The 23,588-nt window shown below is 45.2% G+C and carries 24 protein-coding genes and 7 pseudogenes; 10 read left to right on the top strand and 21 right to left on the bottom strand.

The features are described from left to right. Positions 1 to 31: 31 nt before the first annotated feature. The 17 genes and pseudogenes from ACMZI0_RS11870 to ACMZI0_RS11790 all read right to left on the bottom strand — a co-directional run bounded on the left by ACMZI0_RS11870 (position 32) and on the right by ACMZI0_RS11790 (position 12,325). Complete coding sequence (locus tag ACMZI0_RS11870; protein ID WP_415673109.1) at positions 32 to 241, bottom strand: hypothetical protein; 210 nt, start codon at positions 239 to 241, stop codon at positions 32 to 34. A 100-nt stretch (positions 242 to 341) separates the two neighbouring features. Continuing rightward, a pseudogene (locus tag ACMZI0_RS11865) lies at positions 342 to 569 on the bottom strand (ABC transporter permease); the annotation flags it as partial. Further along, positions 487 to 1,580 (bottom strand): annotated as a pseudogene (locus ACMZI0_RS11860) (ABC transporter ATP-binding protein). The pseudogenes ACMZI0_RS11860 and ACMZI0_RS11865, both read right to left, overlap by 83 nt. A gap of 35 nt (positions 1,581 to 1,615) precedes the next feature. Further along, positions 1,616 to 2,653: pseudogene (locus tag ACMZI0_RS11855) on the bottom strand (ABC transporter substrate-binding protein). 40 nt (positions 2,654 to 2,693) lie between these two features. Further along, a complete protein-coding gene (locus tag ACMZI0_RS11850; RefSeq protein ID WP_415673121.1) occupies positions 2,694 to 3,017 on the bottom strand; it encodes a hypothetical protein in 324 nt (107 codons plus the stop codon). After that, positions 2,932 to 3,618, bottom strand: a complete 687-nt coding sequence (locus tag ACMZI0_RS11845; protein ID WP_415673108.1) for a MurR/RpiR family transcriptional regulator — start codon at positions 3,616 to 3,618, stop codon at positions 2,932 to 2,934. The genes ACMZI0_RS11850 and ACMZI0_RS11845 overlap by 86 nt, the downstream gene beginning before the upstream one ends. A gap of 274 nt (positions 3,619 to 3,892) precedes the next feature. Continuing rightward, positions 3,893 to 4,414, bottom strand: a complete 522-nt coding sequence (locus tag ACMZI0_RS11840; RefSeq protein WP_415673107.1) for a hypothetical protein — start codon at positions 4,412 to 4,414, stop codon at positions 3,893 to 3,895. Between the two features lie 66 nt (positions 4,415 to 4,480). Beyond that, positions 4,481 to 4,735 carry a hypothetical protein gene (locus ACMZI0_RS11835; protein ID WP_415673106.1) on the bottom strand — a complete coding sequence of 85 codons (255 nt, stop codon included), beginning with the start codon at positions 4,733 to 4,735 and terminating at the stop codon, positions 4,481 to 4,483. A 45-nt stretch (positions 4,736 to 4,780) separates the two neighbouring features. Next, entirely contained in the window at positions 4,781 to 5,053 is a 273-nt protein-coding gene (locus tag ACMZI0_RS11830) for a hypothetical protein (protein ID WP_415673105.1), read from the bottom strand. Positions 5,054 to 5,121: 68 nt separating this feature from the next. Next, a complete protein-coding gene (locus ACMZI0_RS11825) occupies positions 5,122 to 6,165 on the bottom strand; it encodes a hypothetical protein (RefSeq protein ID WP_415673104.1) in 1,044 nt (347 codons plus the stop codon). A 121-nt stretch (positions 6,166 to 6,286) separates the two neighbouring features. Beyond that, a complete protein-coding gene (locus tag ACMZI0_RS11820; protein WP_415673103.1) occupies positions 6,287 to 6,901 on the bottom strand; it encodes a hypothetical protein in 615 nt (204 codons plus the stop codon). 457 nt (positions 6,902 to 7,358) lie between these two features. Continuing rightward, positions 7,359 to 7,637 carry a hypothetical protein gene (locus tag ACMZI0_RS11815; protein ID WP_415673102.1) on the bottom strand — a complete coding sequence of 93 codons (279 nt, stop codon included), beginning with the start codon at positions 7,635 to 7,637 and terminating at the stop codon, positions 7,359 to 7,361. Between the two features lie 632 nt (positions 7,638 to 8,269). Then, the gene (locus ACMZI0_RS11810) at positions 8,270 to 9,136 is read right to left on the bottom strand and encodes a hypothetical protein (RefSeq protein WP_415673101.1); all 867 of its coding nucleotides are present in this window, start codon (positions 9,134 to 9,136) and stop codon (positions 8,270 to 8,272) included. Positions 9,137 to 9,192: 56 nt separating this feature from the next. Then, the gene (locus tag ACMZI0_RS11805) at positions 9,193 to 10,623 is read right to left on the bottom strand and encodes a hypothetical protein (RefSeq protein ID WP_415673100.1); all 1,431 of its coding nucleotides are present in this window, start codon (positions 10,621 to 10,623) and stop codon (positions 9,193 to 9,195) included. Beyond that, complete coding sequence (locus tag ACMZI0_RS11800; RefSeq protein WP_415673099.1) at positions 10,620 to 11,555, bottom strand: hypothetical protein; 936 nt, start codon at positions 11,553 to 11,555, stop codon at positions 10,620 to 10,622. The genes ACMZI0_RS11805 and ACMZI0_RS11800 overlap by 4 nt, the downstream gene beginning before the upstream one ends. A gap of 17 nt (positions 11,556 to 11,572) precedes the next feature. Then, positions 11,573 to 11,848: a hypothetical protein gene (locus ACMZI0_RS11795; RefSeq protein WP_415673098.1), complete on the bottom strand. Its 276-nt coding sequence runs from the start codon at positions 11,846 to 11,848 to the stop codon at positions 11,573 to 11,575. Between the two features lie 210 nt (positions 11,849 to 12,058). Then, positions 12,059 to 12,325: a DksA/TraR family C4-type zinc finger protein gene (locus ACMZI0_RS11790; protein ID WP_415673097.1), complete on the bottom strand. Its 267-nt coding sequence runs from the start codon at positions 12,323 to 12,325 to the stop codon at positions 12,059 to 12,061. Between the two features lie 119 nt (positions 12,326 to 12,444). Here ACMZI0_RS11790 and ACMZI0_RS11785 point away from each other — a divergent pair, with 119 nt between their 5' ends. The 4 genes and pseudogenes from ACMZI0_RS11785 to ACMZI0_RS11770 all read left to right on the top strand — a co-directional run bounded on the left by ACMZI0_RS11785 (position 12,445) and on the right by ACMZI0_RS11770 (position 14,690). Next, positions 12,445 to 12,684 carry a DinI-like family protein gene (locus tag ACMZI0_RS11785; protein ID WP_415673096.1) on the top strand — a complete coding sequence of 80 codons (240 nt, stop codon included), beginning with the start codon at positions 12,445 to 12,447 and terminating at the stop codon, positions 12,682 to 12,684. A 287-nt stretch (positions 12,685 to 12,971) separates the two neighbouring features. Further along, positions 12,972 to 13,325 carry a CZB domain-containing protein gene (locus tag ACMZI0_RS11780; protein WP_415673095.1) on the top strand — a complete coding sequence of 118 codons (354 nt, stop codon included), beginning with the start codon at positions 12,972 to 12,974 and terminating at the stop codon, positions 13,323 to 13,325. Next, entirely contained in the window at positions 13,282 to 13,902 is a 621-nt protein-coding gene (locus ACMZI0_RS11775; protein ID WP_415673094.1) for a diguanylate cyclase domain-containing protein, read from the top strand. Before ACMZI0_RS11780 ends, ACMZI0_RS11775 begins: the two co-directional genes overlap by 44 nt. A 239-nt stretch (positions 13,903 to 14,141) precedes the next feature. Continuing rightward, positions 14,142 to 14,690, top strand: a pseudogene (locus ACMZI0_RS11770) (cytochrome b). Between the two features lie 57 nt (positions 14,691 to 14,747). On the opposite strand, the pseudogene ACMZI0_RS11765 reads toward ACMZI0_RS11770, so the two are convergent. Beyond that, a pseudogene (locus ACMZI0_RS11765) lies at positions 14,748 to 15,990 on the bottom strand (MFS transporter). A 543-nt stretch (positions 15,991 to 16,533) separates the two neighbouring features. Further along, on the bottom strand, positions 16,534 to 16,872 hold the full coding sequence (locus ACMZI0_RS11760) for a hypothetical protein (RefSeq protein WP_415673093.1): 339 nt from the start codon (positions 16,870 to 16,872) through the stop codon (positions 16,534 to 16,536). Positions 16,873 to 17,224: 352 nt separating this feature from the next. On the opposite strand from ACMZI0_RS11760, the gene ACMZI0_RS11755 reads away from it, so the two are divergent. Together ACMZI0_RS11755 and ACMZI0_RS11750 are read left to right on the top strand one after the other, a co-directional pair. Further along, positions 17,225 to 17,512 (top strand): hypothetical protein, encoded by a 288-nt coding sequence (locus tag ACMZI0_RS11755; RefSeq protein WP_415673092.1) that lies wholly within the window; start codon positions 17,225 to 17,227, stop codon positions 17,510 to 17,512. Then, positions 17,422 to 18,366 (top strand): Zn-dependent hydrolase, encoded by a 945-nt coding sequence (locus ACMZI0_RS11750; RefSeq protein ID WP_415673091.1) that lies wholly within the window; start codon positions 17,422 to 17,424, stop codon positions 18,364 to 18,366. The genes ACMZI0_RS11755 and ACMZI0_RS11750 overlap by 91 nt, the downstream gene beginning before the upstream one ends. A gap of 83 nt (positions 18,367 to 18,449) precedes the next feature. Here the strand turns inward: ACMZI0_RS11750 and ACMZI0_RS11745 are convergent, their stop codons facing one another. Beyond that, on the bottom strand, positions 18,450 to 19,337 hold the full coding sequence (locus ACMZI0_RS11745) for a helix-turn-helix domain-containing protein (RefSeq protein WP_415673090.1): 888 nt from the start codon (positions 19,335 to 19,337) through the stop codon (positions 18,450 to 18,452). Positions 19,338 to 19,552: 215 nt separating this feature from the next. Between ACMZI0_RS11745 and ACMZI0_RS11740 the strand changes: the two genes are divergently transcribed. The 3 genes from ACMZI0_RS11740 to ACMZI0_RS11730 are packed head-to-tail and all read left to right on the top strand — an operon-like array spanning position 19,553 to position 21,233. Further along, complete coding sequence (locus ACMZI0_RS11740; RefSeq protein WP_415673089.1) at positions 19,553 to 20,011, top strand: FAD-binding oxidoreductase; 459 nt, start codon at positions 19,553 to 19,555, stop codon at positions 20,009 to 20,011. A 23-nt stretch (positions 20,012 to 20,034) separates the two neighbouring features. Further along, the gene (locus tag ACMZI0_RS11735; RefSeq protein ID WP_415673088.1) at positions 20,035 to 20,313 is read left to right on the top strand and encodes a hypothetical protein; all 279 of its coding nucleotides are present in this window, start codon (positions 20,035 to 20,037) and stop codon (positions 20,311 to 20,313) included. Next, positions 20,310 to 21,233, top strand: coding sequence for a dihydroorotate dehydrogenase (locus tag ACMZI0_RS11730; RefSeq protein WP_415673087.1), 924 nt, complete (start codon positions 20,310 to 20,312; stop codon positions 21,231 to 21,233). The genes ACMZI0_RS11735 and ACMZI0_RS11730 overlap by 4 nt, the downstream gene beginning before the upstream one ends. On the opposite strand, the pseudogene ACMZI0_RS11725 reads toward ACMZI0_RS11730, so the two are convergent. Further along, positions 21,230 to 22,132, bottom strand: a pseudogene (locus tag ACMZI0_RS11725) (LysR family transcriptional regulator). The gene ACMZI0_RS11730 and the pseudogene ACMZI0_RS11725 overlap by 4 nt on opposite strands. 153 nt (positions 22,133 to 22,285) lie before the next feature. Here ACMZI0_RS11725 and ACMZI0_RS11720 point away from each other — a divergent pair. Continuing rightward, positions 22,286 to 23,450 (top strand): annotated as a pseudogene (locus ACMZI0_RS11720) (MFS transporter). Positions 23,451 to 23,588 lie beyond the last annotated feature (138 nt).

Below are 23,588 nucleotides of genomic sequence, written 5' to 3'. Positions count from 1 at the left end.
ATAACCTTTTTTATATTTCTGCCAAGCGGCATCAACGATGCGCCCAGTGCGTCATCCGCTTTTCGATAAAGGCGAAGATTTCATACATCACCACCCCCATTGCGCCGATAACGATCAACCCCGCAAACACCAACGCCATATTCATGTTGGAGCTCGCCGACATCATCAGATAGCCAATGCCCAGGTTGGAGGCCAAGGTTTCCGAAATCACCGATCCGACAAACGCCAGCGTGATCGCCACTTTTAACGAGGCAAAGAAGTAAGGCAGTGATCGGGGGTAACCCCACCTTTTTCAGAATGTCGAGACGGGACGCACCCAGCGAACGCAGCACGTCTTCCATTTCAGGCTCTACCGTAGCGAGCCCGGTCGCTACGTTGACGACTACCGGGAAAAAAGAGATGAGAAATGCGGTGGCAATGGCCGGGATCGTGCCGATGCCGAACCACACCACCAGTACAGGCACAAAGGCCACTTTAGGAATCGAGTTAAAACCCACCAGCAGCGGATAGACCGCTTTGTAAACCAGCGCGGAGGCACCGACAGCAACGCCCAAGACCAACCCGACCACAACCGCCAGCACAAAGCCCGCCAGCGTGGTGTAGAGCGTTTGTAGCGAGTGAGCGGCGATGGGACGCCAGTCCGCGACCAACGAGCGGAACACATCGCTTAATGACGGGAACAGGTAGGTCGGCACATCCAGCCCCACTACGATCACCTGCCACAGAACGCCAAGCAGAACCAACAGTGCCCAGGGGGCTATCTTGATTAACAAATGACGAGATATCACGACAGGCCTCCGTTATGCATGATGTTGTGAAGAGATGTGCTCGCGTAGTTCGAACACATAGCGAGAAAAAATCTGTGTAGGTCACCTGAAGATCGCGCGGGCGAGGAAGGTCTATCTCCCGACGCGCGATAATCCGGCCCGGTCGTGCACTCATCACGTATACGGTATCCGCCAGGAACACCGCTTCACGCAGATCGTGCGTTACCAGCACTACCGTGAAAGGCGCTTCCTGCCACAGATCGCGCAACATGCACCACAGCTCTTCACGGGTGAACGCATCCAGTGCACCGAACGGTTCATCCAGCATCAGCAAGCGCGGTTTGTGGATAAGCGCGCGACAAATAGAGGCACGCTGCTGCATGCCGCCGGACAATTCCCACGGGAATTTGTCTTCATACCCTTCCAGCCCAACGCGCTTAAGCAAGGCTCGCGCCTGCTCTTTTTATACTCTCGCCCTTTTTTACGCAGCGTAGAGCGGTAAGGCTCCACAATCTCCATCGGCAGCATGACGTTTTGTAGCGTGGTACGCCAAGGCAGCAAGTTAGAGGCCTGAAACGCCATGCCGACGCATTTCTGCGGCCCCACCACTTCGCGTTTGTTGACGAAAACGTAGCCCTCGCTCGGCGAGAGAAGCCCCGAGGTCAACTTCATGAATGTCAATTTACCACAGCCGGAAGGTCCTACCAGCGCCACGAACTCATTTTCATTGATACTGAAATTAATATCCTTTATGGCCAGCTGTTCGCTGTTGTTGTACGCCAGACTGACATTCTCGAACTTAACGAAACTCATTTATCACCACCTGAAATCATGCTGCCTGACGGAAATTACCGCACTGTACGATCGGCCCGCGCCGGTAACAGCGCACTGGTAAACAACGCATCCGCTTTCGGCGTCTCTTTCAAATCGAATGCGGCCACCACATCGCTGATGGAGTTGCTCAAACGTTGGGCATCCACATCGCCCAGGCCGTTTTTTTTGGTTTCCGGCGTTACCACCAGTTGACCAAACGCCAGTTGCAGGCGACGGGTTTCCAGCGGCAAGTCGATCAGTGAATCCTGTTCTTTAACAAATTTGGCGGCGCTGACGGGATCGGCGAGGGTTTCCTGCACCGCCTTGTTAAAGGCACGCATGAAGGCTTTGATGGTATCAGGGTGTTTTTCCAGCATCTCTTTGCTGGCAATGATGGTGTTACCGTAGAGATCGACGCCATATTGCGCATACGGGAATATCACCAGGTCATCGGCTTTGGCACCGCGCGCTTCGAGATTCAGTAGGTTGGTAAAATAGAAGCCGGAAATGGCATCGACATTTTTACGCACCAGCAGGTTGGCGGTAACGGTTGGGTCAGCCGATTGCCAGGTGACTGCATCCTTACTCAACCCCACTTTCTTCGCAAAGGCCGGCCAGGCTTTGCGTGCTGCATCGAATACGGGAGCCGCGATGGTTTTCCCTTTCAGGTCTGCTGGCGTTTTTACCCCAGAGCTTTTCAGCAAAAATACCGCAGCAGGCGTGGCGTTATACAGCATATAAACGCCTTTAATACCGGTTCCTGGATGCTAGGATTCTTGTTAAATCAATGAGTTGAAATCGGAAAATGCCATATCATAGGCACCGGTTGCCACGCGAGTTACCGCCCCAGAGGAACCGTTGCCTGAATCAATCTGTACGTCCAAGCCTTCCTGGGCGAAATAGCCTTTGGCTTTGGCCATCAAAAACGGTGCAGAGGGCCCTTCAAAGCGCCAATCGAGGGAAAATTTTACTTTGACAGGATCTGTCGCATAGGCAGATGACGCCAATACAGATAAAGACAGTAGCGCCGTACAACCCAATTTGTGCAGTCTTGCGAATGTGGATGTCAACATCACGAATGTCCTCAATAGTGAAAGTCAATGTGTACCCGAATTAACTCCGGTTTTTGTCGTCCGCCGATGAGAGAGGAGCAAGTTGATACAGGTCGCCAATCTGCTGATGAATATCTTCCATGCGTTGGCTTGCCTTCTCGGAACAGCAGGCCACCAACTCATTGCCAATAAAATTGACCATGCTGATGGCAGCGGTGTAGGAATCAAAAATGTAGCTGTGTTTTGCGGTGCACGGGATAACCACATCTGCCAGCGCGCAAACATCGGACACCAGGGTGTTACTGAGCACCACAATGCGTGCCCCATAGTTTTTGGCCACTCGCACCAGGTGCGAGAGCAGTTGAATTTGACGCGGGAAATCCACCACGAACAGCACATCCGTCTCGCGTATGTCCGCCAGCACATCGGCAAATTTCGCAGCCGGGTCGTTTACCAGTTACATCATTCAGCACATGAGAGAACAGCGACTGGGCATAGAAGGCAGGGGCGTAACTATTACGGAACCCCAACACCCAAACGCGGCGTGCATCACGCATCAGTTGCACCGCGCGTTCCAGCTCTTCAGGCATGCTGTCACGCTGCATGCTCGCCAGGTTTTCGCGTTCCCGTTCAATATGCACATCAAGTCGTTCACGCACCGTTGTCGGGTGAGGCGTGCGCTGTGCCAGGTTGGTGAGCGGCGAATAGCCCATCGGCTCAATACCGCGACATTTCATGCGAAACTGATTGAAATCCTGAAAACCGAGGCGACGAAACACCCGAGCCGCAGTCGATTTGGAGACGCCGGCCAGTCGCGCCAACTCCGTCGCACTGTAGCTCGCCAGATGATGTTGATGATCCAGAATGACATCCACCAGCTTCTTCTCTGCCGAGGATAAGGCACCATAGATAAGCCGGATGGCAGTGTGTAACTCAGCCAATATGCTGGTGTGTTCTTCTGGTGCGGATAGCGCGTTATTCATCATGGCCTCTGTCTATGTGATACGTACGTTTCGTGGTGCAAGGTGAGCCATAACTGGCACATCTGTTTTACAAAAAAATCAACCACGAAACGTCTGTGCCAAACACGAAGCAAAGGGCGCGCCAAAACCATACAAATGGAAAGTGAATTATTTATTTATCTGAAAAAAAGAGTTTTTTGTAAAATAGCAATAAGAATAGACAGCGAGAGAGTGGCAAATACCGCGCTTGATACGCCCGTTATGATGCATATCGCGTTCAGGTAGCAAGATGCGTCGTTCATCCGTGTGGAAATTTCGACCGTTTAGCAAGATCTCGAATGATTAAACTTAAGGTATCCGGGTTATTGATCAAAAAAATCATTCGAAGATAATCGTCTCTCTTGAATATCTGATAGAGCGTCGATGGAATGAGCAAACTTTCAATATTATATGCCTTGTAAACAGGATTGGTCATGAAATAAGTCTTACACAAATAAACAAACTTTTCGCTCAGCATGTTTCCAGTCAAAATATGGTATTCAATACGCGCAATAGACGATTCGACATCCTCAAGATTACCTTCTGTATCTACCCTTAAATAGAAATAATCATCAGGGCTGCCCAGAGCATGAATCGCTTCATGCCGCATAGTATCTGCTATCAGGTTGACGTAGTATTGCTGTTGAGCGTATCCTTCATATTCACGCTCATCAGGCGAAAAATCATCTGGAATGAACTCCGCATTAATGAATATTCTATCCAAAGGATCATTGACATATGAAAAACCCAATACGTTACTATTGGTTCCCTGATCAATCATGGTATATCTATTTTTTTTTGAAAACAACAATAATATTGTCTTTACTTTCTTCACCAAAAATAATTTTTATTTTTTTAATTTATCGAATAGTACATCACCAAAGTAATTCAGGGCCTTTGCATCTGATATTCCTAATTTACTAAGAACATAGTCATTAAGTTCTGATTTATTACTATCGATTAAATAAATCGCGCTTGAAAGCGTCGTCCTGGTCTTATCAAAGACCTGGACCAATATATCAAAAATAACGGCACGCTCGTGTTCTTTCTCGATAGATTCAAGGTTTTTATAATGATAATTTTCAACATTTCCAAAAAGCATTTTTCTTTTCTTCAATATAGAGATCGGCCTGCTCAACTGAGGTAATTACTTTTTTTCCACTCCACTCAATAATTTATAAACTTCATCCATATTTTTATTAATAGATAACTTATAAAATAACTGTTCTAAATCCGTTCCTGAAGCATTAAAATCTCTTCCTCCAGAATTTCCCTGCTGCCATTTAAGAAATTTATCTGATAAGTCACGTTCAAGAGAAAAGATCATCTCTTGAGCTTCCGATGGTGTGGTAATAATAATCTTTTTCGTTCCGAAATCTTTAATTACGCTGATATCAGTAATCAAAAAATTAAGGTTCATACTCCCGTCATTTGTTTTTCCATACAGTTTAAAATAAGTAGGGATAAGGTCATTACTTTCAGGTACCTCTAACGCATGAAAAAAACGTCATTATTAGACCAGTAATATAACGCATTCTCTTGCTTAATATTATTGAAAAAACCATTAATTCCAACATAAGGTTTTAGAATTTCACTGGGTGATTCAAACTTTACCCCGGCCCCAACATGGGTTCTCAGCAACAAACTGATATCTTTACTTTCATAAAATCCCGCAGTACAGGTAGAAAATGTCTGCCTCTTTGCCAAATAACGTGATGAGCGAGGTTTATAACTCTCACGGCCAGAATCCAAGGTGGCTTTCTCTGGCATTAAAAAATATGTTGTGGACTTTGGGTTTTTACAAATAATGATAGATTTATCTTTCGCACTTGAATCTCCAAGGATATAAGTATCATCACCATTGGCAGTAATTCTTATTAACTTATTATCGTAAGGAATATACTCCACCCCCTCAAAAATGATTGCGCCGTCGATATTTTTTGAATATTCATACGAATGAAATCCTTCGAGAGAAACTGCATCGATAAATATATCACTATTGGCTATAATGGTTGCGATAGTATTATCAAAATAATAAATAGAACCATAGTAATTAAACGTAATTATCTCTAAAGGGAGTTTAGTTACCGAGTATATACCAGAGAGGAAGCTAGGTTTTATATAAAATTTTCCGTTATGATACTTCAGTGGTAACACACCACAGCCTCCACCTTCAAGATACATTAATAAACTGCTGTCAACTTTCAGTTCGAAATATTCGTTTGCAATTTTTAAATATTTATTATGACCTTTATCAAACTGATATTTTCTAACCATTGATAATGGTCCAACACGGTTATGCTGTATTTGACCACTGATGAGTTCATTTTTGACTTTTTTGTTTGATTGAATAAATGATATCAGAGTTTCACTCGCAAATGGAGTATGCTCTCGTTCAAAAATCCATTTGCCAGCACGTTGGATTATAGGCATATATCCTTTATCACTTCTGGCCATATATCTAAATATGTTTTCTGAAATTTTGATTTCAATAACTGGCTTAAAGACATTACCGACGAGTGCATAGACCATACTATCGAACCTGATTAGAATTGCATCAGAATATATATTTGGCGAGCAGTTTTTGAAAAAACATATCTTACCAACATTTTTCAAAAAAACTTTAGCTAACTCAAAGGTGTTTTTAACTTCATTATTGAAAGGTATATTTTTTCAATGACCCACTGATTACGCTCATTATAAAAATCAATCCTTTACTTTCTTTGTCCGCAAAATGGTTAGCAACGCGCTCGATGTAAACTTTTTTTTCTGGTTTCTGAGCTTTTATAACCAACTGATTGCTCTTATGCTCGATACTATTAACAATTTTAGTCATATGATTTTCATCATTTTTGCTTGCAATTTCATTCACTGTTTTGGTAAGTAAAGAAGATACAATATCCTTAGCCAAGGATAGCGTGTAATTTTCGATATCTTCAATATAATCAATAGACAATTCTTTCTTTTCAACGGAGTCAGCAATCATGCCTACCACCGTTGCAAAAATCAATGTGACCAGCCTTGTCTTATTATAATTAGGCAACCACGACAATAGATTATCTATCGCACTTTCTATTTTCCTTGCAACGATATTAAAATTTTCATCATCTACACAGCCAATGCCATAAATGTCATAATGCAAAATCACTCGACCTTCTTCAATAAGAGAAGTCACTGGACTTTTTACTGTTTTACTTATTATTCTTAATATATTGGCAATTGAAAGGACTTCTCTCTCCTCGCGACAATTTGTTACTTTCACTTTCATCACGCTATCAGTAGTCACATTTTCTATTTTTTCATTTGCTTTGGCAAGTATATTCTTTTATTAATATTGTGTGCAATATGAGTACGATTATTAACATTAAGAAGAAAAGCATCTTTATCTATTTTATGCGATATCATATATAAAAGAAGGAGATGCCTTATTTATATTTTTTTGCCAGAAATTGCTTTTACAACTTTGTGCCAATGACTATCGTTAACAAACGAAAAATGTGTGAGTTCACCTCTCGATATATCATTGTATTTTTTAATCAAAGAGCGTATTAGTCTTTTATCAGACTTAGACAAACTATCAACAATTCTCCACAACTTTGCCAAATATATATTGGTATAAAAGAAAGACAGGGTGCTAATTCCGTTTACAAAATCACCATATATATATGCGTGTGCAAACTGGATGCACTTCAAAAGAAGCTTCACATTCTTCTCTTTTCTCTTTTTTATTTTTTAATATCTGCTGAGGATTCTGCACGTCGAAATATAAGATCGAATTCATTTCTTAGACGCCAATCGATTTTATCATCTTCCATAAGAGAGATAATCTCATTAACTATATTTTTATTTTTAATAATTGGTTGCCTAGCACTGCGTTTTTGTCGACTGCTATTATCGGATGATATGCTAACATGATCATTATCATCAAAAAAGGTAACAGCCAACTGATTGATTATAGAGATATCTCTTTGATATTCACTTTCTAGTATTTCTAAGCATCCCATTATAGGGCCAGAGACATTCATCAAATGGTTATCAACAAAAAAAGGGAGAACGCATGAAAAAAGGATTACTCACTTTCCCCTTACTACTGATATCAGGATAAAAATTTAACAAACTTTCATTATGGGGCTTAGGGACATGCTGATCTTGTCCACTTTGCTTGTATCTATAGTAACCGACGCCAGCAAATGCCCCACCGATGAGTCCACCCTAAACACAGTGCCAGCTTTTTAGTGATATTGAACCGCATCTCTTTTTTATTATTATTTATCACTTCCCGCCTCAATGCCTCGCTTTGATTAACCAGGTATTTCCCTGAAACGGATACTTCAGAAAGTTCAATATCATCAATACGCGATGATGAGGATATACTGAATGAAAATACACTTCTCAGTACAGATAACAGTCCGGGATAAACGGTGTTAGAATTAATCACCTTAGCTGATGTGTTTTTCACTACTAATATGGAGGGTACATTTTTTAATTTGAGATGAGATCGACCAGAAAAAATATCTTTTCTCACATGTTTGTTGCAATATTGGAAATTATCATATGGATGCCTTTCGTTATTTTTTACATGCATAAAAAACACTCCATATGTTAATGTTTTATTTCCACAAAAAAATAGAACCAATTACAACAGCAGTATATGATCCCGAGAAAAATCTCGAATGAGCAAACTCAAGGTATCTGGGTTATTGATGAATATAACGGAACTGAGATAGCTATCTTTAAGAAAAAGCTGATGAAATACCGGAGGTTTCATCAGGCTGTCGATATTAAATCCGTTGTATACCGGGTTACTCATAAAGTACAACTCACAAATATAGTTAAATCGTTCATTAAACGCCTGCCCAGTCAAAATAAAATATTCGATATATTCAATAGCATCCTCAACTTGCTGTAATTTTCCCGCATTATCTGTCCGATGATAAAAGTAGTCATCTGGATTACCTAACGCATGTATGGCCTCATAGCATAGTGTCTCTGCCATCAGATTAACATAGTATTCTTGCCGACTGAACGCTTCATACTCATTGAAGTTTTCAGTTAAATCATCAGGGATTATATCAGCATTTAAAAATGTCCGATCAAGAGAATCGTTAACAAATGAAAAGCCTAGCAAATCTCTATTGTTAGCATCGATATTATCTTTAGCCATTTTTGTTGAATCGCTGTGTTTTTTGGTCATAATAATAATATTCTCTTTATTGTACATATTGAATAAGTGTTTTATTTTATCTGAAATCTTAGCGAATGAATCAATGAAAATATCAACCGCTTTCTCATCATGAATTTTTAATCTTTCAATCATATATTCATCTACTAAATAGCGATCGTTATTAACAAAATGACTTGATTTATCTACCATGGTAATTACATTATTATATGCTTCAGAAAATACCGCAGATAACACAATATTATTATTTTCGCTTTCTATTGAAGCTAACGTTTTATAATCAAAAGAATCCGATTCACCAATAATTTCTTTTTTTTGCATTGTTAATATAAAACTCAGCTTTTGTAAATGAAGTAATGCTTTTCTTACTCATTAACTCAAGTAATTTTTTTCACCTCATCAACATTAAACGGATTAGATAACCTTTGGGATAACTGTTCTATCTCTGCACTCCCTCTTTCTACAACCATGCCTTCAGAACTGTGTTGCTGCCATCTGAGTAACTTTTGTGAATATGCCTTGTCTAAACCCAATGCAATTTCTTGTGCTTCTATAGGTGTCCTCACAATAGTTTTCTTATCATAAAAATCTTTAAGAATACAAATATCTGAAATCAGAAAATCGTGATTAATCTCTTCATTTTTATTTTTTCCATAAATTTTAAAATAAACAGGTGTAACTCTCTCCTCAATGTTGTCTACCTCACTAACATGAAAATAAACATCGTCAGAAGACAAATAGTAAAGTGATCTCATATCATTTTTACTTCTATAAAATCCATCTATACCTGAATAGAGTTCCAGTTTTTTATCCGCATTAAGGATTCGAAATCCATTATGAATATTACGTTTAAGGAGGGTACTAAGCTCTGGTGTTTCACAATAAGTGTTCATGCATCCTGACGGAATCTGCCTTTTTACTTTGCAATGTGAATTTCTGATATTATATTTCCATTTCTTTTTGTACTCATTTTTCTTTAAAAGATAGTACGTATTCGATTTTTTATTTTTATATAAATAAATATTACCTTCAGAATTGATATCATCTAAAAACGTATAGTAATCGCCACCAAGTTGTTTAACGACAAGCATTTTATCCTGATAAAGGAAATAGTCATTATCATTTATAAAAAATGCACTATCAATATCTGAAGAAGCTGAAAACTTGCTTTCTAGCGATAAATATACATCCAGGAAAGGTTTTGCATTCTTTAATAATTGCTCCCCAGATACTGCCTGTAATACACTGTTATCAAAGTAGTAATTTTTGTGATTACTGAACAAATTTGGCTTTTGCAACACCTCTTTATGACATGAATATTGACCATGTGAAATATGAGAATTGATATAAAAACGCCCGTCTGTCTCTTTCAAAGGGAGTATGTCATAATCACCATTGATATACATAGAACCAAATTTATCTTGCTTTACTCTATAATAACCATTATTTATTTTTAAAAATCGATTATGATCTTTATCAAACTGAAAACTTTTTGCAGAGGTCATAGGCCCTACATCACTGTGTTTTATCTCTTTTCTAATTAACCTGATTTTAACATTATTGTCGCTTAAAAAATCGATCAGAGTATCACTTACCGCTGGTGTATTTTTACTTTCAAAACCCCACCTTCCCTCTCGCTGTATAATAGGCAAATATACAATATTTTCCAATGCAAGATAACGAAACACTCTTTCGTTAATTTGAAATTCCTGTGCTGGAAAGATAGTTTTATCAATAACGACATGTAATTCATATGAATTCCTTATCAGAATTGCATCTCCATAAAAAACGGGTGAGCTATTTTTCAAAAAAACACATCCTTTTGATCATTCCATGCATTATCAATCAATTCTTTTATTTTTCTCACCTCATGATTAAATTGTATATTCTTATTAATTGCCCATTGATTATGTTTATTATAAAAAACATACCTTCCTTTTTTCTCATCGATAAAGTGACCAAAGTAATCCTTAACAGGAACATCTCTAACAGGGTTTCTGGTTCTGATTATTAATTTGTTATTTTTATATCTAACATCATTCATTATTGATTTTATTTGTTTGTATTCACCATTGTTAATAATGTTATTAACCTGTAGTGTTGATAATGAGGAAATCATATCCTTAGTCAGATTTATAATATTATCCTCTATATCATTGACATATGAAACTGATAACTCTTTGTGCTCAAGGGAATCCGCAATCATATCCAATACAGTGGCTGTCATCATGGTAATAAGACGTGTTCTGTTATACATTGGAATCCATGACAACAGTAAATTCACCGCGTTTTCTATTTTACTTGATATTTGATTGAATTTACTGTTATCCACGCAACCTTGACCATAGACATTATAGTTTAATACTATTCTCCCCTCATCAATCAGCGAAGATATTGGATACCTTATTGTTTTGCTGACAACTCTGAGTATATCAGGTAAAGCTAAGTTTTCTCTTTGTTCACGACAATCAGTAAGCTTGATAGTAGTAATATCATCTTTGATTTCGCTATCTTTTCTGGTCTTTTCATTTGGCACAACGTGTCTTTTACGAGTGCGGTTTTTCGTGTTATTACCGGCAAGATTAACGGAACCATAATAAATGTGATTCTGTTGAGAAGAATATAATTTACTACTGATGTATAAAGAACTATTTTCGTTTAACACTCCGTAAATAGGTTCATATTCTGACTTACAATATCTATGATAACCTACCCAACTACTGACGCCACCGACCAACATTAAACCGATCCCTAGTGCTATTTTTTTCCAAAAGAAAATGTTGAGGAGATGTTTTTATCTTTTGTTTTATAGGCTCTGGGGTTCTCACACGCATAATATAAACATGCTCCACTTTTCATGATATCTGTTTGCTCTCGAGCTACAAGTTCAGAGCTTATGTCATTATCGGAAGAGTAGGTTATATTTTTGATACTCGAAAGAAACAGACTCTCTCGATGGGGTAGTGCTCCATTATCGTTATCTACAGATAAAAAATCATTTCCATCGCCTTTCATAATAGCTGTCATAGGCATAGATAATCTCGCATATGAATCTGATGATGATTACAGTTCCATGATGCGGAATCATATACATACATTTAATTATCTTATATCAGGTAACGATAATTTAAGATTAGCCTCTTATTCTATTAAAAATTTATAGCCAGTCTATTGTTTTTTGAGTAATTAAATACTGACATACAGCAGTATAATATTAGATATAATATTTTCTTTCCTGAAAAATTAGCGCAGTTGGCTATCCTTTGAGCCTCGCCGGTTGTAACCAGAAAAGTTTTGATGTTTGGTATCAATCGACTGCTGGCAATCAATGCAGAACCTCACCCCATGCAGTGCCTTGCGTCTTGCCTCTGGAATTGGCTCACCACACTCGGCACAATGCGACAAGCTGTCGCCAGTTGGAAGTTCATTCCTGGCTCTGGCTACAGCGTCCTCAACAGTGCTGTCTATCTGCTCTTGTACTGCCCCATCCCCAGCCCAACCGACAGCCATCTCACCGTTCTCCTATGCAAACTGATTTACCTTGATAGAGTATGAATCGATAAAATCATCTTTTCAAGCATATCGATTCAGTAAACTGTATATAAAAACAGTTATCAGAGATTTTCCTCATGTTCATCGAACTTGTTTATGATAAACGTAACGTTGCCGGGCTTAACAACGCCCATGAGCTCATCGAAAAAGAGCTGACAAAACGCATACATCGCACCTTCCCCGATGCTGATGTCAAGGCAAAGGCCATGCAGGCAAACGCAATAAATTCTGATGCCAGTAAATCCGACAAAGCGATCATCAATCGCCTTATTGAAGAGATGTTTAATGACGCAGATGAGTGGCTGGTTGCAGACTGAACGGTTTACTCCTATTGAACGTTTCAACGGGCGGTTAGCCGCCCATGATCCAACCCGACGCCCTATTTTCTTATACTTTATGTACTAATATATTTGATAATATATGGGTGATTTTTTATTTTAATCTTTTTCTTTGTAAAAAATAGAAAAGATTAAAATAAAAAAATCTTATTTGTAATTATTCTCAAATCCCCCCTTAGCCACAAATTTATTATATATACTCCCTCATAACAATCATTCTGGTGATAACTGCCTTTATCCGATGTTGCCGTTAAGGAGGGATGCTTATGGCCCTGAATACTTGTACCATTGATCATACTCTGACTGAGCTAAATACCGCAGTCAGAGAACATTATGACTGGTCTTTAAAAATGCTAAAATTAAGTATCTTAGGTGGCAAAGCGGACAAAGACCTGATCGATGAAGATGCACACCATCATTGCCGCTTTAGTGGCTGGTTACAGCAAAAAGCATCAGATACCACGCTATGTGCAACAATCTGGTCTTCTATTAGCCAAGCCCACAAAACCATGCACCACACGGCGAAACATTTGCTGCATGCGATTGAGGATGGCTCGGCTAACGCGGATAAAATTAATGCTTACCACAAACGCCCAGCGTCTGTTTATCACCAGCATTGATCGCTACAAAGCCACGCTGATGGCCTATCGCAACCGACTGGATACCCTGACAGGCCTGCCACTCAGGCAACTTCTTTATAAAGACACTGAGCTGAGAATGGCACGCAGTCACAGAGACAGCCATGCCGTTTATCTGCTCATGTTGGATATCGATCGCTTTAAGTCCATCAATGATACTTACGGACACAATGCAGGGGATGAAGTGCTTAAAGCTGTCGCACATAGACTGCGCGCAGGCACACGAGCCACCGAGGCATTGTATCGCTTCGGCGGTGAGGAATTCATTGCCCTGTTTGACGCACACTGTGATTCCACCGCAGCCGCAGTGGCGAGCCGTCTGTGTCGGTTGTTGTCTCAAGCTCCCGTGGTTATCGCCGATGGTTCGCGCCTTGCCGTCACCGCCACTGGCGGGCTGACACAAGTATATATCGATGAGCCCTTGCACGATGCTATTGGGCGCGCCGATAAGGCGATGTATCGCGGTAAAAGCAATGGGCGAAATCGTTTTGTCATGTCAAAAAGCGATGGCAACTTTCTTGATATGCACCAACAGGCAGAACCGCTTGTTAGTGATTGACTCCCCGGCTCATGGAAGAGCCTATTTTCTACGTATACGGCTAAGCCCACACTGATAACAAAGGAGTAATTGCTCCCTCTTTCGAGTCATTGTCCTGATAGAAATCAAGGCAGTAGTATCGGAAACGGCCATTGGCCGATTCATGCCTGGCGGCACTAAACCCGCCCACATTTTTCTATGGTGATTCGTAATGAAAAAAAACGTTAACGTAAATATAGCATTCAATGGGATATGCCACGATGATTCGATTTTCCAAACTACAGATTCACTTGCATTGGATAACGCTGCTGCTGATTGCAATCGTGTATGCTGCGATGGAATTACGTGGCTGGTTTCCGCGCTCGTCCTTGGCGTTTTCAGCAATGAAGACATTGCATTACAACGCAGGGATTGCTGTGTGGATCTTGATGTTTATCCGCTTAGGGTTGAAACACAAATAAGCGACTCCGGCAATCGTACCTGCGCCGCCGCGGTGGCAACACCATCTCGCGACACTGACGCATATTGTACTTTATGCCACCTTCCTGGCATTGCCGCTATTGGGTATTGCCATGATGGCGTATGGCGACAACGAATGGTCGCTTTTGGGCTTCACGGTCTCCCCTTTCGTCACGCCGGATGAAGACACCCAGTTCCTGCTGAAAGATATTCATGAAACCCTTGCCAATTTGGGCTATGTACTGATTGCCCTGCATGCAGGTGCAGCGCTCTTTCATCATTATGTTCAGCGTGATAATACGCTGCTACACATGATGCCAGGCAAATCCGACAGCTCGCAGGCCCGATAAAAACACAAAGGCCAGAGTATCTACTCTGGCCTGATGGTCTCACCGGGCATAAAACCGTTATTCCAGCGCTTTCCCTTTCAACTCAGGGATCAAGAATAGTGTCGCTAGAATATCAAGCACGTAGATACCCGCGAGCAGCGCAATCGCCATCTGGAATGAATAAACTCTGGCAACAGCACCAATCACTACAGGGCCAAAGCCCCCCACGGCACGCCCAACGTTGAACAGCACATTCTGCGCGGTCGCACGGGCATTGGTCGGATACGCCTCAGACATAACTGCACCATAGCCGCCCATCATACCGTTAACAAACACACCGAGCAGCGCGTCCGCCCACAGCATCGTCATCGGATCGGTCAACTGAGAGTAGGTCAGCACCATTAACCACGGCACCTACCTGGAACAACAAAAAGGAGGGTTTTCTGCCAATACGATCCGCCAGTTGCCCGAACACCCAGATACCAGCAATCATCCCTAGAATGGTCACCGAGGTCCACATCGCCGATTTAGTCAGGTTGAAATCCAAGGTTTTAGACAGGAAACTTGGCATCCAGATCATGATGCCGTAATAACCAAAGTTCTGTACTGACGTCAGCACAACGATCCCGACACTGACTTTACTGGTAGCCTTGTCTTTCATAAGCAGTTTGAAAGACGACCAGGTCGGGGCCTTTTTATCGGTCTTACGCACGAACACTTCCGGTTCGTGTAAGCGATGACAGATAAACCAGGCAACAAATGCCGGAAGAATCCCTACCAGAAACATGCCACGCCAACCAATGTGCGGCAGCAGCGCTGCGCCTAGCACCCTGGCTTGCCATCCCAACGCAACGTAAGAAGAGGCACGGGCACGATGCTTGGCAGGCCAGGCTTCCGCCGCCAGCTCCATGCCGATGCCAAACTCACCGCCCAGACCGATACCGGCAATGGTGCGGTAAATCAGCAGATCCCAGTAGCCCTGAGCAAAGGCGCAGAGCCCGGTAAACACGGCGAACAGGACAATGGTCCAGGTCAGTACACGGATACGCCCGTAACGGTCGCTCAATGCACCAAAAATCAGACCACCGATCACTGCGCCGATCAGAGTCCAGGTAACCAACGATCCCGCCTGACCCGAAGTCAGACCCAAATCTGCGGATATTGCTGACAGCATAAAGCCGAGAATCAGCAAATCAAATCCGTCCATGGCATAGCCCACCGCCGACCCGGCCAACGCTTTCCAACTATAGCTGTCAACGTGTTCTTTTTCCGTGCTCTCCGGTCTTGACGCGGGTGCGCTATGTGAAGGAATTGATTCCATCCTGCTCTCCTGAATCATTGTTATAAGAATATGAAAATACGCGCCTGATATTGCCGGCCCTTGCCTTAGCGCACCACCAGTATCATTTTTGATACAAGTATGACTAGCAATAGTCATACCACTTTTCGTTCAACATCCGCGCAAACGTTTACCTTGTAAAATACCAAAATGGCAGGCTACGATAAAAATAATCACACGATTAATAACAAGTTATTTTCTAGCCATTCCCGAAGAATAGGGAAAATCTCATTTTTACTGAAAGGATTGTGCACCAATTGAGGTAAATTCTGGCACCAAAATAATGCAACCACACCCTATTGTCACTAAATCAGTGCAATAAAAACACGCATGCTCTGCACGCAACCCGTTGTACTGGCTTTTCATTTTACGAACCTGAGGCGAGAGCGCAGAACAGATTTACTGATTTGTTTTATTTTTGATACAAAATAACAAGCAATAGTTAAAAAAATCCTCCTGAAAGCGGAGGATGGGTGGCAAAGCCTGACCGGGTATTACCGAGTACGAACCTACTGAGCACGCACGTTAAAACCGCTTTTTGCCCGATGAGTAACTCGTCACCAACGCATTAATTGCCTGATAGCGCACCTCCACAGAGGCGGCTTTATTCGAAAGCGCCGGTTTTACAATATCAAGCAAGCGAATCATTTCCGTCTTGGCCTGATGCGCAAAATCAGGACTAACCGCCTGATCGGCATACAACGTGACATAGCTATCCGCCAGACCACGCAAGACATAGTAGGAAACCGCATTATCGGGATCGTTCACAATCAGGCTGTCCAAATCGCGGCGCAACACCACATAGCTGTCCGTACCATCCAGACTCTGAGTAAATGCATGATATACCGTCGTAAAATCCGTCATCGCCACCTTTAATCGCGGTTACTCAACCACATAGGGAAGCTACCTTTTCTAAAACGAATACCGTAACTTGTCAACTCTGTTCAACAACAGATATCTAAAAATTGACACAATGCAATGTCAACCATCGTTTTTTCTTATTATACAAAACAAATAATTTTTTAAAAACAGGTTATTGCTAAAACCCGGAATGTCACACTTCGCTTTTTGTGTAAATTTTTAGACAATCATATTGACGAGCATGAAAAAACGCGCAACACTAAAAACCATAACATCATCCGATGTTTATCACCCAGAGTTGTCGCCCATACGGCTAACCGGTGATGGCTGACAGTACAGAGGATCAGGAGCCCCTATGCCGCCCCGTTTCACCACAGAAGAAATCACGGTGTTGCTGGAAGAATTGCGCCAATTTTCCACCAGCCACGGTCAGGATGGTGTCACCCGTCTCGCCTTCAGCCGGGAGGATGAAGCGGCGCATCGATATCTGGCAGACAAGTTGGCAACGCAGGGGTTTAGCGTCAGCCGAGACGCTATGGGCACAACATTCGCGTGCTTGGCACCGGCTCACACATTGATTCCGTCCCGAACGGCGGCGCATATGACGGCACGCTGGGCGTTATCACCGGTTTGTATGCGCTAATGCAATTCGAACCCGGCGAGCTCAAGCGCGATCTGAAACTGGTGATATTCCGTGCCGAAGAATCGAGCCGGTTCGGCTTCTCCTGCATTGGCAGCAAAGTGCTGACCGGGCACATCGATCGCACTGCGTGGATGAAAAATACCGACGATCAGGGGTTGACGGTATTTCAAGCGCTGAGCGCGGCGGGCTATGCCGAAAATGACCTCGCCGCCTGCGAGCTCGCTCCCGCACGCTACGACGCCTTTATCGAACTGCATATTGAACAAGGGCGCCGGCTTGAAAACGAAGGCAAAACCCTCGGTATTGTCGAGGGCATTGCTGCACCAACACGCTTTCGCGTCACTGTCACTGGTCTTGCCGACCATTCCGGCGCCACGCCGATGTACCAGCGTCATGACGCTCTGGTCGCCAGCGCCATGATTATTGAAGATGTCCACCATGCGGCCTGTAAAGAGATGGTGTACGGCACCGTCGGCAAACTGGACGTGTCGCCAAATGCGATGAACGTGATCCCCGGTCTGGTAAAGTTTTATGTTGATATTCGTGGCATCAATAAAAGCAGCATTCAACGGGTGGCAGACCGCCTAGCCGATTCCGTCAGCAAAGTGGCAAAAGAGAACGATGTGCAGATTGCGCTGGAATCACTGGCAGCCGAAACCCCTACTCTGCTAGATAAATCGATTTGCAGTTTGTTGGAAGAGAACGCCGCACAAGAAGGGATTACCAGTATGCGCATGGCCAGCGGTGCCGGGCACGATGCAATGTACGTGGCCAGCCGTTACCCGACGGCAATGCTGTTTGTTCCTTCCCGTGAAGGCATCAGCCACCACCCGGCAGAGTACACGGCACCGTAGGATATCGCACTGGCAGCCAAAGTATTGAAAAACACGCTGGCGCGGTTAGCCAACGCCTGAAGCAGAGACAACGGGGAAGATAATCAGTAGCGATCGAGGGTATCACGTAACAGACGCAGGGCATCTTCCCCTTTGGCGGCATTTTCCCACAGCGCATCAAACAAGGATTGATGGTGGTGGATTGCCTCTTTGGATGAGGAAACCCACGCGACCCCGGCGCTGATATTGGGCAACTCCCCCAGACGGAAAGGACTGGAGGCCACCGAAAGCGCCTCGCTGTCGTTATAGAAAATCTGGAAGGTAGAAGATGGGATCGTCTCTTTGGTGATGGCGACCTGAACAATATCCTTTTTCTCTTCCAGCACGTGGAGCAGATATTTCACTTCCTGACGCGCATCCAGCACACGCTCCATTCGCGTGCTCGGTGAAATATTCAGGGAGCCCACCAGCCCGAGATGAATAAATTTCTCGATATGCTGAATACCGATCAGGTTATGTATTTTCGGCAAGTGAGTATTCAGGTGGGATTTTCGTTCCGAAAGGATAGCCAGCGTTTGTAATGATTTATCGTCAAGCTTGTCGCCCTGCACCGTATTGCTGTCGGTTTCCAACAGCATTTGTTGCAGGTAGGTATCGTATTTTTCTGAGGTCAGGAGATAGGAGAACGGTTCAAAGTGAGAATAAATACGCGTAGAGCCCTCTTCGAGTTGGCGCATTCTCTCAAAAAAACCGCTGGCGTGGAGATAATACTCCATGCCCACGCCCAACAGCGTCTCGACAGTGGTATTCAGGCACTGCGCCAGACGCTCAAGGGTTTCGATCTTTTTTATTTCGCCTTTTTCCAAACGGTATACCGCCGCTCGCGATATCCCTAGTTCGGCAGCAATCTGTTCCGCATTGAGCGACGCGGCAATCCGGTACGCACGCAACCGTTGCCCAATAGCCAAATAATCGATCGACGTGTGGTTCATAATTCCAGGCCACTGAAAAATTTGCATTATTTTATCATCAACGGTTCTGACTGACAAATGTAGCCACCTGCGGTGAATACCGTGATGACGCTTCATTATAGCTTTAGCTAAAAAATACAATGCCACACCAGGGCAAAAACCATTATGCGCGGACCTGTTTCTCTTTTTTGTGCAGTGCCAGGGAAATTTATATTACGTATATCAACGGAGTTTTTATGACAATGCGTGACAATGCCGCGCGTGCCTGTACCCGTAGAGCGAGTACTGCGCACGAGAATACAGCCAGCGTGCTCAGCAATGAATGGGTCAATGATGAATACAAACATCTGCGCGTTCGGGTTAATGCGTCGGCCGCGCACGTGAAACCGGGCCAGTTCTTTAACCTGCAATGCCCGCAAACGGAACAGGATAAACCCTTTTTCCGCCGCCCCATGAGCACCTGGTTTGCCAATGCGGAGCAGGGATACGTTGATTTTCTGTATAAAGTGGTTGGTGCCGGAACCCGGGGTCTGGCCACCTTGCGCCCGGAAGATGCGGTGAATGTGCTGGGCCCGCTGGGCAACGGCTTCACGCTTCAACCGGGCGACCGTCATATTCTGGTCGCCGGACGCGGTGTGGGTCTGGCAACGCTGGCACCGCTAGCCGAGCACGCGGCGCCGATCTTATCGAAGTAACGGACAGCGACGGCTCCAGCGCGATGGCGCAGGTTGAGCAGCGCATTCGCGCCGTGCATCAGCAACGTCCGATCGATGCCGTCTATACCTGCGGTTCATCCCGGATTATCCAGCTGTTACAACGCCTTTCGCAAGAATTGGGCTTCAGCGGCGAAGCGGCGCTTAAACAGCAGATGGCGTGCGGTCTGGGCATGTGTTACTGCTGCGTTCGGCCAATGCGCGATAAGGATAGCCAAGCGCTCTCCGACAAACGCGTCTGCTACGACGGCCCGGTATTTCCGCTGCATGAGGTGGTGTTATGATCGATTTGAGCGTCGATATCAATGGGCTGCGTCTGGCGAACCCGGTGATGCCTGCGTCCGGCACCTTTGCCGAAGGGTTGGCCGAGGTGATTGATTTCAACCGCCTTGGTGCCTTCGTCACCAAAACTTTCACGCTTCATCCGCGCAGCAGCAATCCGCTGCCGCGCGTGTGTGAGCTGGATTCGGCCAGGCTCAACGCCATTGGTATTCCCAGTAAAGGCGTCGAGGATTTTATTGCCCACATGCTGCCGTTTTACCAGCAGTATGCGCCGCCGCTGATCGCCAGTATCTCTGCACCGACAGCGCAGGAGTTTACCACGCCGGCGCGCCTTAGCGAGGTGCCGGACATTGCCGCTATCGAGGCCAACATCTCCTGTCCTAACATCGAAGAAGACGGGCGCGCTTTTGCCATTGAGCCTGTGGCAACGGCGCGGGTGATCAAAGCGTTGCGCCAGGCGACATCCCTTCCACTTTGGGCCAAACTGACGCCGAACACGTCGGATGTCGCTGCTGTTGCGCAGGCGGTAGAGCATGAGGGCGGAGATGCGGTGGTAGTGGGTAACACGCTGCTGGGCATGAGCATTGATATCCACAGCCGTCGGCCTCGACTGGGCAATATCATGGGAGGGCTCTCTGGCCCGGCCATCAAGCCCATCATGCTGCGCATGGTTTACCAGTGCCACAAGCACATCTCCATTCCCATCATCGGCTGCGGCGGCATTGCCGACGCGGAAGATGCCATCGCCTACATGCTGGCCGGGGCAAGCGCCCTACAGGTGGGAACCGCGACGTTTATCCAACCGCAAACCATGATTACCCTGTTGGATTCACTTCATCAATACTGTCAACAACAGGGCATTCGTCATATCGGCGAACTGACAGGCGCTCTGGATGATGCGCCGGTGGCAGATTTGCGCTAACGCGATTCGGGTTTACGCATCCCCACTAACCCTGGCATGGCATCGCGCATCAGCGTCAAAAATTTGCGCAATCGCGCTGGGTAGTAGTTTGCATAGGGATAGAGCAAAAAAACCGGCAGTGGCGATGCTTGCCACTGCGGTAACACATGAATAAGTCGGCCTGAACGAATGTCATCCTCCACCAGCCAGGCCGAAATAATGACGGCGCCGATACTGCTCAATGCGGCCTGACGCACAGCATACAGGCTGTCGGACGTGAGTCTGGGAGCGATAGAAAAGTGCACGCTCTGCCCGGTTTCACTGTGAGACAAGCTCACGTCGTAATGATAAAACTGCCGGATGGCGATCCACGGTAAAGCCGCCAATGCATCAATATCTTCAACGGTGCTCTGAGCCTGAGCCAACAGCGTGGGGATGCCACAATAATACGCGGCACCTCCGCCAAACGTGTGGCCACCGTGACCGGATCGGTGGCAGGCCCAACGTGTATCGCACAGTCAATGTTGTCGGCGATAAAATCTGGTGATTTGTCGTTAAGCATCCACTCCACGGAAAGTTGCCCGTACTGATTCAGAAACTGCGTCAGCGGCGCAATAAGCTGCTCCTGACCAAACGCATGTGGAGCGCGCACTCGAAGCACGCCCGTGGGTTCAGCATCAGCCCCTTTCAAATCGTCCTCCAGCGCTTCCCATGCAGCAATCAGCGATCGGGCGTGTTGGTAACAGCGTTCACCATCATCCGTCAGCTTCATGGCGTGCGTCGTCCGCAGCAGAAGCTTGGTATTCAGCAACTGCTCCAACGCTTGCAAGCGGCGGCTGATGGTTGCCTGGGTGGTTCCCCATCTGCTGTGCTGCTGCCGACAGAGAACCACTTTCAATAATGCGAGTCAGCGTCTGCATCAGTTCTATACGATCTATTGCTCAATCTGCCATCACTCATACGTCATACGTCATACGTCATACGTATAACTATTTTACCACTAACCCATCTACAACGCGACCCCGCATTGCTGAACAATACGCCCAACACGACAGCGCAACGGGGAAATCTTTATGTCGACCATCTCAAACACCGAGGACGAAAGCGTTGTACAGCCAACACTTTCTGGCCTCATGACGCTCATTCTTGCCATTGGGGCAGGGTTCAGCGTGGCTTCAATCTATTATGTTCAACCTATTCTGCCACAGATGGGCCACGATCTGCACATGACGCTCGACGGCATGGGACTGGTGCCCACATTGACGCAAATCGGCTATGCGCTCGGAATTCTGCTTTTATTACCGCTCGGCGATCGCTACGATCGGCGTAAGATCATCGCCGTTAAAAGCGCAGCATTGACCGCCATGCTCTGGCTGTGCAGTCAGGTGACTGAGTCCAGCGCACTGTGGCTTTCCAGTCTGCTGCTCGGTATGGCGGCCACCTTGGCACAGGATATTGTGCCGGTAGCTGCCATTTTGGCACCCGAGGGAAAACAGGGAAAAGCCGTCGGTACCGTCATGACCGGCCTGCTGATTGGGATCCTACTGTCTCGAACCGTGAGCGGCGTGGTGGGTGAGTATATTGGCTGGCGCGCCATGTATCAGTTGGCGGCACTCAGTATCGGGATTATCGGCATCGCCCTGTGGCGCATTCTGCCAGTATTTGCCCAACACTCTGCCCTCAGCTATCCCGGTTTGTTGCGCTCCATGTTGCAACTGTGGCGCAGCTATCCTGCACTGCGTCGCGCAGCACTGGCGCAAGGGTTGCTCTCCGTCGGCTTTAGCGCATTCTGGTCAACGCTTGCGCTGATGCTGGAACAGCACTATCAGCTGGGCAGCACCGCTCTCTGGCAGCCTGTCGGACCGTTTTGGCGCAGGGAAAGTCACGCAGTTAGGTGCAGCGCTCTCTGCGGTCTCTTTTGCCACCCTGTTTCTGTTACCGACGCTGCCACTGCACGGCCAACTGGCATTAATCGCACTTTCCGCTGTAGGTTTTGATCTGGGGTTACAATCGGCGCTGGTGGCGCATCAAACGCTGGTTTACAGCTTGAACGCACAGGCCCGCGGACGGCTTAACGCCCTGTTATTCACCGGCGTGTTCATTGGTATGGCAGCAGGATCGGCCTTGGGTGCCAAAGCGATGTCGATAGCCGGTTGGCCAGGTGTCACGCTGCTTGCTACGCTCGCCAGCCTTGTGTGCCTTATCGTCAGGCTCCGCTCAGAAAAAAATAACAGTTAGTGGCAACAGCAAGCGGCAAATCATGCCGCCCGTTATTAAAAATCGGCAGTTCAGATTCGTTTTTTTATAACACAGCTACACTTAGTGTATTCGCATCCTGCATTTTCCATGCTGCCATTTAATACCGTCAGCTTCGCG

The organism is Symbiopectobacterium sp. (genome assembly GCF_047692315.1).
Lineage (GTDB): Bacteria > Pseudomonadota > Gammaproteobacteria > Enterobacterales > Enterobacteriaceae > Symbiopectobacterium.
The sequence above is the reverse complement of the archived record's forward strand: the minus strand, read 5'-3'. Positions and strand labels throughout refer to the sequence as shown.